At 74.4% G+C, this 9760-nt stretch carries 6 protein-coding genes; 3 read left to right on the top strand and 3 right to left on the bottom strand.

Annotation, left to right across the window (positions count from 1 at the left end; translation table 11 throughout):
- The 3 genes from QM633_RS08085 to nudC all read left to right on the top strand — a co-directional run.
- A partial coding sequence (locus QM633_RS08085) for a PD-(D/E)XK nuclease family protein (protein ID WP_415153234.1) occupies positions 1–1892 on the top strand: 1892 nt, incomplete at its 5' end.
- Positions 1889–5074 carry a UvrD-helicase domain-containing protein gene (locus tag QM633_RS08080; RefSeq protein ID WP_415153233.1) on the top strand — a complete coding sequence of 1062 codons (3186 nt, stop codon included), beginning with the start codon at positions 1889–1891 and terminating at the stop codon, positions 5072–5074. The genes QM633_RS08085 and QM633_RS08080, both read left to right, overlap by 4 nt.
- Entirely contained in the window at positions 5071–5940 is an 870-nt protein-coding gene (nudC, locus tag QM633_RS08075) for an NAD(+) diphosphatase (protein WP_415153232.1), read from the top strand. Before QM633_RS08080 ends, nudC begins: the two co-directional genes overlap by 4 nt.
- Positions 5941–5961: 21 nt before the next feature.
- Here the strand turns inward: nudC and QM633_RS08070 are convergent, their stop codons facing one another.
- From QM633_RS08070 to recD, 3 genes are all read right to left on the bottom strand, one after another.
- Positions 5962–7188 (bottom strand): MFS transporter, encoded by a 1227-nt coding sequence (locus tag QM633_RS08070; protein WP_415153231.1) that lies wholly within the window; start codon positions 7186–7188, stop codon positions 5962–5964.
- Between the two features lie 335 nt (positions 7189–7523).
- On the bottom strand, positions 7524–8006 hold the full coding sequence (locus tag QM633_RS08065; RefSeq protein ID WP_415153230.1) for a DUF2087 domain-containing protein: 483 nt from the start codon (positions 8004–8006) through the stop codon (positions 7524–7526).
- 209 nt (positions 8007–8215) lie between these two features.
- On the bottom strand, positions 8216–9760 hold a 1545-nt coding region (gene recD / locus QM633_RS08060; protein WP_415153229.1), incomplete at its 5' end, for an exodeoxyribonuclease V subunit alpha.

Here is a 9760-nt window from a genome sequence, read left to right as displayed (position 1 = left end):
TCGCCCTGGAGGTGACGCTCGCGGGGCGGGTGGAGCCGGACGAGGCGGTCCGGCTGCTCACCTCCCCGCTGGCCGGCTTCGACGCCCTCGGGCTGCGTCGGCTCGCCCGCCAGGCCCGCGGGGCGTGGACCGGTCCTGCCCCTGCGGCACTCGCCGAGCGGCTCGCCGCGGCCCTCAACGCGCCAGGGTGGGTGGACGGCGCCCCCGACACTCCCGACCTGGCCCGGTTGCGAGGGTTGTTGGCCGTGCTCGCGGCCGCAGCGCGGCAGATGGCGGGCGGCGCTCCCGTCGACAGGGTCGCGTGGGCCCTGTGGGAGGGCACGCCGTGGCCCGACCAACTGCGCAGGGAGTCCGGAGCCGGCGGTGCGACCGGGAGCCGCGCCGACGCCGACCTGGACGCGTTGTGCGCCTTCTTCGAGCTCGCCGGGGAGGCCGATCGACGGGGTGGGGCAGGCGGCGTCCGGGCCTTTCTCGCCGAGCTGGCCGCCCAGCAGATCCCCGCTGATCACGAGCGGGAGTCCCGGCTGCGCCGACGGGGCGTCCAGGTGCTCACCGCGCACCGCTCGCGCGGCCGCGAGTGGGACCTGGTGGTCGTCGCGGGCGTCCAGGAGGGGGCCTGGCCGGTCGGGCGCCGCGTGAGCACGGTGCTCGACGCCGCGACGCTGACCTCCGGAGGGCTGGTTGGCGCGACCGACCATCGAGACCTGCTCGCGGCCGAGCGGCGGCTGTTCCATCTGGCCTGCTCCCGGGCGCGGCGGCGGCTGGTCGTGACCGCGGCAGCGGGTACCGAGGGGGAGGCCGACTCGCCGTCCCGCTTCCTCTCCGAGCTCGGCGCGGAGGTGCGAACGCCCGCGCACGGGAGCGCCGTGTTCACCCTGCCCGCGCTGGTGGCCGACCTGCGCCGCTGGGCGTCCGCCCCTTCGGCCACGCCGGGGGTGCGCGCCGCCGCTGCCGTCGAACTGGCCCGGCTCGCGGACGCGACCGACGACACGGGTCGGGCGCTGGTGCCCTCCGCCGACCCGTCCGCCTGGTGGGGCGTCCGCGAGCTGAGCAGTCGGCCCGAACCGCGCACCGGCGGCGAGGTGCGGCTCAGTCCCAGCCAGGTCTCCACCGTCCTCACCTGCCCGCGGCGCTATTTCCTCGCGCGCGAGGCCGGGGCCGAAGGTGAACCGGGGCTGGCCGCCACGCTCGGCTCGCTGATCCACCTGCTCGTCCAGCAGGCCGTCGCGGAGGACTGGGGGCTCCCCGAACTGCGCGACCAGCTCGACCGGGTCTGGCACCGGCTCCGCTTCGAGGCGGCCTGGCTGTCCGCCACCGAACGCGTGGAGGTCGAACTCGGCCTGACCCGCTTCCTCGCCTGGCGGCAGGTCCGGCGGGCGGACCTGGTCGGGGTCGAGCAGCGGTTCGCGCTCAGCGTCGACGTGGACGGGTTCACGGTCGTCCTCGACGGCACGGTCGACTGGCTGGAGGCCACGGACGACGGACTGCGGGTGATCGACTTCAAGACGTCCCGGACCGCCCCGACGAAGGCCGCGGTGGCAGGAATGGAGCAGCTCGGCGTGTACCAGCTCGCGGTGGCCTCCGGCGGGTTCGATGCCGTGGCACCGGGGATGGCCCGTACCGACGGCGCGGCCGCGGTGTTCCTCCGGCTGCCCGACCGGCCCGAGGACCTGCCGAGGGAGTTCGGCCAGCCCTCGCTGGCCACCGTCCCCTATCTCGGCGCTGACCCGGAGGAGGAGCGGTACCCGAGCTGGGTGCACGAGCGGGTCGCGCGCGCGGCGCGGGTGGTGGCCGAGGGCAGCTTTCCCGCCACGCCGGGGACACAGTGCCGTACCTGTGCGTTCGCAACCAGCTGCCCCGCGTCCCCCCGGGGCGGCCAGGTGCTGCGATGAGGATGACGGATCCGGCCCAGCTGGCCGACGCACTGCGGATCCCCTTCTCCGACCAGCAGCTGGAGGCGATCACGGCCCCGCTCGAACCCGCCGTCGTCATCGCCGGCGCCGGCTCGGGAAAGACCACCGTGATGGCCGCGCGGGTGGTGTGGCTGGTCGGCTCGGGGCAGGTGCGGCCCGAACAGGTCCTGGGACTCACCTTCACCCGCAAGGCCGCGGGGGAGCTGGGGGCAAGGGTCCGGCGTGCCCTCCACCAGGCGGGGGTGCTGGCCGACGACGTGGAGGCGGGGGAGGAACTGATCCTCACCTACGATGCGTTCGCGGGGCGGCTGGTCGCTGAGCACGGCCTGCGGCTGGGCCTGGAGGGCGACGCCCGGATGGTCACCGGCGCTGCCCGGTACCGGCTCGCCGCCCGGGTGGTCGCGGACACACCCGGCCTCGACCAGCTGTCGCGGCTGCGTCCGGCCAGCGTCACCCAGCGCCTTCTGGAGCTCAGTTCCGAGCTGCGCTCGCACCTGGTCGACCCCCTCGACCTCGCCGACCACGCCGTGGCGTTCGAAGCGTCCCTGGAGAGGGCACCGCGGAATCCACGCGGCCAGGTGTACGCGGCCGTCCAGACCGCGCGCGCCGCGATGGCCGAACGGCTCGAACTGGCCACGCTGGTGGTGCGGTACGAGGAGCTGAAGGCGCGCCTGGGGTACGTGGAGTTCGCCGACCAGATGGCGGCGGCCGCCCGGCTGGCCACCGAGGTGCCTGCCGTACCCGAGGCGCTGCGCAGCGAGTTCGCCGTCGTGCTGCTCGACGAGTACCAGGACACGTCGGCCGCGCAGGCCACGCTGCTGCGGGGGCTCTTCTCCGGGCAGGACGCCACGCGCGGCAGGGGGCACCCGGTGACAGCCGTGGGCGACCCGTGCCAGGCGATCTACGGGTGGCGGGGCGCCGCGGCGAGCAACATCCTCGACTTCGCCCACCACTTTCCCGGGCCCGACGGGGCCCCGGCCACCGGCTACGCGCTCACCGTGAACCGACGCAGCGGCCAGCGGGTGCTGGACGCGGCCAACCACCTCGCGGCCACGGTGCGGGCCGACCCGGCGTTGACCGCGCACGGTCTGGACCTCGACCTGGTCGCGCCGCCGGGCACCCCTGAGGGGCGGGTGGAGACGGCCTCCTTCGTGACCTGGCCGGAGGAGGTGGAGGCCCTGGCCGACCGGATCGCGGCCCTGCACGAGACGGGAGCGGTCGCGGCCTGGTCAGACGTGGCCGTCCTCGCCCGCCGCAACGCGCAGGTGGCCGACGTCTACGCCGAGCTCGCCCTCCGGGACATTCCTGCAGAGATCGTCGGCCTCGGCGGCCTGCTCGAACTGCCGGCCGTGGCCGACGTCGTGGCCACCCTCACCCTGCTCGACGACGCCACCGCCAACCCCGCCCTGGTGCGACTGCTCACCTCGCCGCGCTGGGCGATCGGCATCCCCGACCTCGCCCTGCTCGGTCGCCGCGCGCGCGAGCTCGCCGACGCCCGGGCCGGGCGTGGCGGGGCAACGGCCGTCCCGCCGGGGGAGGAGACCTCTCTCGACGCCCTGGTCGGCACGGACCCGGCCGCGGTGCCCAGCCTGCTGGAAGCGGTCACCGACCCGGGCCCGCTGGCCTACCACGGCGACGCCCGTCGGCGCTTCGCCGTCTTCGCCACCGAACTGGGCCAGTTGCGGCGCCACGCCGGGGACGCCGTGACCGAACTCGTGCAGCGGGTGATCGCCGTTCTCGGCCTGACGGTGGAGCTCGAGGTCGTCGAGCCGGGCGGCCGTGCGCCCTTGGCGACCTTCGTACAGGCCGTCGCCGACTACACCGACATCGACGCGGACGCGTCGCTGGCCGGCCTGCTGGCATGGCTCGAAGCCGAGCGTGAGTACGGTACCGGTCTCGAACAGGCGGTGGTGTCCACGGCCGACTCGGTGAAGGTGCTGACCGTCCACAAGGCCAAGGGACTGGAGTGGGACGTCGTCTTCGTGCCCGCCCTCGCCGCGAAGGTGTTCCCGACCGACCGGGTCACCGGCAACTGGCTGCGCAGCGGATCGACGTTGCCGTATCCGCTGCGCGGCGACGCCACCGCGATCCCGCAACTCGGCCACGTCGACCACCCGTCGATGGCGGCGTTCGCCGAATCGCTCAGCGGGCAACAACGGCTCGGCGAGGACCGGCTCGCCTACGTCGCGGTCACCAGGGCCCGGCAGCTCCTGGTCGCCAGCACCCACACCTGGGCCCCGGGCCTGGCCACACCACGGGAGCCTTCGGACTACTTCACGCTCCTGGCCGAGCACGCGCAGGACGCGCGAGTGGCCGGCGACGTCCCCGACGAGAACCCGCTGCTCGGCAGGGACGCCACGGCTGCCTGGCCCGCCGTGGGCGCGACCGAGGCCTTCTGGACCCGCAGGGAGGCGGCAGCCGGTGTCCGGGCGGCGCGCGAACAGCACGCCGCTGCAGACGGGTATCCCGAGCACGGCGGACTCAGCCTCGATGAGGCGGAGTTGGTTGCTGCGTGGCGCCGACGCAGCGACGTGCTGGTCGCCGCAGAGCAGCAGGCGGCCAGGGAGCGGAACGGTGCGCGGCTGCCCGACTACCTCTCGGTGACCGGGCTGGGCCGCCTCGCCCGCGACCCGGTGCGCTTCGCCGACGAGCTGCGACGTCCGATGCCGCGGCTGGTCAGCGAGGCCCAGCGGTGGGGGATCGGTTTCCATGAATGGCTGGAGCAGCGCTTCCGGAGCCAGGCACCCCTGCTCGACGGGGACGACACTGAGGTGGCCGGCGCGGACTTCGAGCAGCTCCGGGCCGGGTTCGAGAACGGGCCCTATGCGAGCCTCGTGCCCGAGGCGATCGAGACGCCGTTCACGCTCGTCCTGGCCGGCCGGCTGGTCCGCGGCCGCATCGACGCGGTGTTCTCCGGCCCGGACGGACGGCCGCAGGTGGTGGACTGGAAGACCGGGGACGCCCGGCGCTCCGACCCTCTCCAGCTGGCGTGCTACCGGCTGGCCTGGGCCGAGCTGCACGGGCTGCCGGTCGACGGGGTCGACGCGGTGTTCTACGACCTGCACACCGCCGAGGTGGTGCGTCCGCCCCGCCTGCCCGACCGGGCGTCGCTGGAAGCACTGCTGGAGCGGCTGCCCGGGTCGGTTAGCCTGTCGCCGTGAGCGACTGGCTGAACCCGAGCACCCTCGACAGGGTGGAGGAACGGCGCACCGATCCGGCGTGGGTGGAGGCGTTGTGGGCGCAACCCGCCTCGCTGGTCCTGACCGTGGGGGACGCGGCAGTCGCTGTCGCCCCTGAGGGAGGCCTCGACCCGCGCCCGACGTCGGGGAGGTTCGACCCGGAGCGTCACTTCCTGCTGGGGCTGGTCGGAGGGCGGGCCTGGTTCGCGCAAGGGGGGGAGCACGGGCTGACCTCGCTGCGATCGATCATGGACGGGCTGGCGGCGGCCGACCTCCAGGTCGCGTTCACCGGGGTCGGCCTGGCCACGTGGCACGCCACCAGTGCCTTCTGCCCACGGTGCGGGTCGGCGACGAGAGTGGTGTCCGGCGGCCAGGCGCGGCTGTGCGAGGTCTGCGGCAGGGAACAGTACCCGCGTACCGACCCGGCCGTGATCGTCGCCATCCTCGACGGGGACGACCGCCTGCTGCTGGGCCGCCAGCCGTCCTGGGCGCCGGGCCGGGTGTCGGTGTTCGCCGGCTTCGTCGAGGTCGGGGAGTCCCTTGAACAGGCCGTCCACCGCGAGATGGCCGAGGAGGTCGCCCTCGATCTCGGGAAGGTCACCTACCTCGGCTCGCAGCCGTGGCCGTTCCCGCGTTCGCTGATGGTCGGCTTCTCCGCGCGCGCCCTGGGCACCGCCTTCACCGCCGCCGAGGGCGAGATCGAGACCGCCCGCTGGTTCGATGTCCCGGAGTTGAGGTCGGCCATGGCGTCCGGAGAGATCGTGCTGCCGCCGCACACGTCCATCGCCCGGCGCATGATCGAGGCCTGGCTGGCCGGCACCCTCACCACGCCGAGCCCGCGGACGTAGCCCGGGGAGAAGGCGGTCGGCTCAGCGCCGGTCGACCGGGTGGCTGCGTTCCAGGCGCACGCCGACAACGGTGAGTCCGACGCCCAGGACGCACAGCGCGAGCCCGACCCACGCCGTGTTGCGCGCGTCGCCCGTCGTGGCGAGCGCGACCCCACCGAGGTAGGCGCCGAGCGCGTTCCCGATGTTCATCGCCGCGTGGTTGAGCGACGCGCCCAGCCCCTCTGCCTCGCGGGCGGCGTGCATCAGCCTGGCCTGCACCGTGGGAGCGAGCGCCATACTGGTCACCCCCAGCAGCAGGAGGGTGGCGAAGACACCGACCGGCGTGCGGGCCAGGAGCCCGATCAGGGTCAGCGTGACCGCGGAGGACACGCCGAGAATGAGAATGGCCCGGCCGGTGCCGCGGTCGGCAAGCCAGCCGCCGAGCAGGTTGCCGATCGTCATGCCCACCCCTGTGGTGACCAGCGCCCACGGCACCGCCGCGACGTCCATGCCCGCGCTGCCCGTGACCAGGGGCGAGACGTAGGAGTAGACCGCGAAGAACCCGCCGGTGCCGATCGCGCCGATCCCGATCGCGACCCAGACCTGGACGTTCCGGAACGCGCCGAGTTCCCCGCGGACGCTCGCGGTGCGGCCGGGCGGCTGGTGCGGCACCAGCCACGCGACTGCGCACAGGGCGACCGCGAAGACGGCGGCGACCATCGTGTACGCGATCCGCCATCCCGCCACCTGCCCGACCCAGGTGATCGTCGGGACGCCAACGATGTTCGCGATGGTGAGCCCGGCGAGGATGAAGGAGCCGGCCCTGCCCTTGTTGCCGGGCCCGAGCAGGTCGGAGGCGACCACCGACGCGATCCCGAAGTAGGCGCCGTGCGGCAGTCCCGCGACGAAACGCGCCGCCAGGACGAGGCCGAAGGTCGGCAGGACGGCGGCGAGAAAGGTGGCGATGACGAAACCGATGAGGAACCCGACCAGGAGCCTCTTGCGTGGCGTCCTCGCGCCGAGCGCCGCGAGGACGGGCGCGCCGACCACCACGCCGAGGGCGTAGGCCGAGATGAGATGCCCGGCGGTCGCGGTGGCGACCGCGGGGGAGGCGGCCCACTGCGCGGGCAGCAGGTCCTGGGCCATGGACGGCAGCAGCCCCATCGCCACGAACTCGGTCACCCCGATCCCGAAGCCGCCCGCCGAGAGCGCGATCACGGCGGCGACCACCCGGGCGCGGGTGAGGGTCGCGGGCGCGGCGGCGGGCATCGGTTCTCCTTCGTGGGATGGGGCGGGCGAAGGCCGTCCACACCAAGTGGACCATCCGGCCACCCGATGTCCCCACCATGCCCGCGGTGAGAGACGGGACCGTGCCCCGGTCCGAATCCCCCGCCTCTGCGCCTGCTGCGGGATCCCTCCGGCGCCCTGGCTGCGCCGACCGCGCCACAGACGCGACGACGTCCCGGGCGGCGCTGGTGGTCCGGGTGGGGAACCGTCCCCGGTTCGGCCGGGCGGGGCGGGGTCCGGGCGGCGGAGGTGGTCCGGGTGGGGAACCGTCCCCGGTTCGGGCGGGGCGGGGGGCGAGGTCCGGGGTGGATCCGGGCTCAGCGGCGATAGCCGGTGCCGTCCGGGTCGCGGTGGAGGAAGCCGGCGTCGACCAGGAAGCGTCGTAGCGTTGCCACGTCATCGGTGAACCCGGAGAGCCGTTCGTTGAGCTCGGGTTCCCCGATGGCCTCCCCGGCGGCGATCGCGCGCCCGGCGACCAGCTCGAGCAACTCGGCCCGGTCGGACGCCCTGGACGGGTAGGCCTGGATGGTGCCGTCAGCGGCGAGGAACCGCTCCACCCCGGCGGGTCGTTTCGTCGCCACGGCGTTCACCGTCGCACGCAGCCGGGCCTCGTCGACGGCCAGGTTCCCGTCGGGGTCCGTGGTCACCACACCCGCGCGCTGCCATCGTTCCAGCGCGAGCCGCCGTCTCTTCTCGGCCAGCCTGGTGGTGTCCGCGAGCTCTGCGAGTGCGGCTCGAGCGTCGGCATTGGCCAGCAGCGCGAGCACCGCGCGCCAGTCCAGTGGTTCCGCAGCGTCCATCCGGGCAGCATAGGGCGTGGCGGGTGGCCGACACCGCTGCAGGCGGCGGCTCCGCAGGACGTCCCCGGCGGAGTCCGGACGGCGCCGCGTCCGGCCGGGCACGGCGCCGCTCCGTACAGCCTGACCCGCTCCGTGCAGCCTGACCGGGTCGAACAGCGGCACCCTTCGGAACAGCCTGACCCGTTCGGACCAACATTGATCGGCGCGTCCTAACCACCAGCGGCGAGCCGGTCGCGCAGACCGGAGGCCCGCTGGGCCTGGCGGCGAACAGCCTGGCGGAGCGAGTCGGGTGAACCGATCAGTGTCACCTGCTCCTTCGCGCGGGTGATCGCGGTGTACAACAACTCCCTGGTCAACAGGGGTGAGTCGGGCGTCGGAAGCACCACGGTCACGCGGTCGAACTGGCTGCCCTGAGCCTTGTGAACCGTCATCGCGTGAATCGTCTGCACGCCGTCCAGCAGGAAGGGCGAGACGGTCTGCCAGTGGTGTGCGCCGCGCGCGAAGTGGACGCGGAGCTGGCCGCCGGTCGCCACCACCACTCCCGTGTCTCCGTTGAACAGCCCGAGCTCGGGCGAGTTCTGGGTCACCAGCAGCGGCTGCCCGGGATACCACGCGCCGGTCGGATCGAAGTCGTCGACGGCCCCGAGAAGCCACTCTTCGACCTGCCGCGACCACATCGCCACCCCGTAGGGGCCCCTGCGGTGTGCGCAGAGCAGCCGGTGCGCCTCGAGCTCGGCCAACGCGTCCGCGACCCTGCCCTCCCGGGCGGCGGCCACCAGCCGCCGGCCGGACCCGGTGACCAGCTCGCGGAGGTCGGTCTGCTCGGCGTGCTCGGCGAACCGGACCTCCTCCGCCCCCGCACAGGCCAGCCGCAGCGCCTCGTCCTCGTCGCCCGCCAGAACCGCGCGGGCGAGGTTGGTGATGGCCGCCGCCGAGCGATGGTTGTGGGTGAGCCGCACGACCGGGCCGCTGGCCGGGAGCCCGAGGCCGGACAGCGCACGGGCGAGATCGCCATCGGGAGCCGTCGGGGCGTCGACGATGTCGGCGAGGACAGCCCCGGCCTCCACCGGAGCGAGCTGGTCGGGGTCGCCGACCAGGACCAGCCTGGCCTCCGGACGGAGCGCGTCGAGCAGGCGCGCCATCAGGGTCACGCTGATCATCGACGCCTCGTCCACCACGACCACGTCGTGGGGCAGCGGGTTGGCGCGATGGTGGCGGAAGCGGTTGCGCGCCTCGGGCACCCACCCCAGCAGCCGGTGCAGGGTGGTCGCTTCGAGCCCGGTCAGGGACGCAGCGAGGTCCGGCGGGAGTCCGGTGGCGGCCTGGGCGAGGGCCTCGCGCATGCGCACCGCCGCCTTGCCGGTCGGCGCGGCGAGGGCGATCCGAGGGGGGCTCGTCGCCGTTCGGTGCAGGACGCCGAGCAGCCGCGCCAGCGTGTGGGTCTTGCCGGTGCCCGGTCCACCGGCGACCACCGTGACGCCGGTGAGGGCGGGGACGACGGCGGCGAGCCGCTGGTCGGGGTCGGTGTCGGCGGTGAGCAGTTCGGCGACCGCCGCGGCCAGGCGGTCGCCGTCGGGGGCGGCCACCGGCCGGGCCCGGCGTGCCGACAGCTCCCCGGCGACCGTCGACTCCTCCTGCCAGTAGCGCTCGAGGTAGAGCAGGTCGCCGGCCAGCCTGAGCGGCCGGTCGCCGCCGCCCTCGGCGCCGATCCTGACCAGCGGGCTGGCCTCGATGGCCGCGCGCCACGAGGCCGG

Source organism: Propionicimonas sp., from assembly GCF_047606205.1.
Taxonomy (GTDB): domain Bacteria; phylum Actinomycetota; class Actinomycetes; order Propionibacteriales; family Propionibacteriaceae; genus Propionicimonas.
This window is presented reverse-complemented; position numbering and strand designations above follow the sequence as displayed.

What these genes read in the sequence shown, in the direction of transcription:
- QM633_RS08070 (WP_415153231.1), bottom strand. Translation starts at nt 7,188, where the DNA reads ATGCCCGCCGCCGCGCCCGCGACCCTCACCCGCGCCCGGGTGGTCGCC.
- QM633_RS08080 (WP_415153233.1), top strand. Translation starts at nt 1,889, where the DNA reads ATGAGGATGACGGATCCGGCCCAGCTGGCCGACGCACTGCGGATCCCC.
- QM633_RS08065 (WP_415153230.1), bottom strand. Translation starts at nt 8,006, where the DNA reads ATGGACGCTGCGGAACCACTGGACTGGCGCGCGGTGCTCGCGCTGCTG.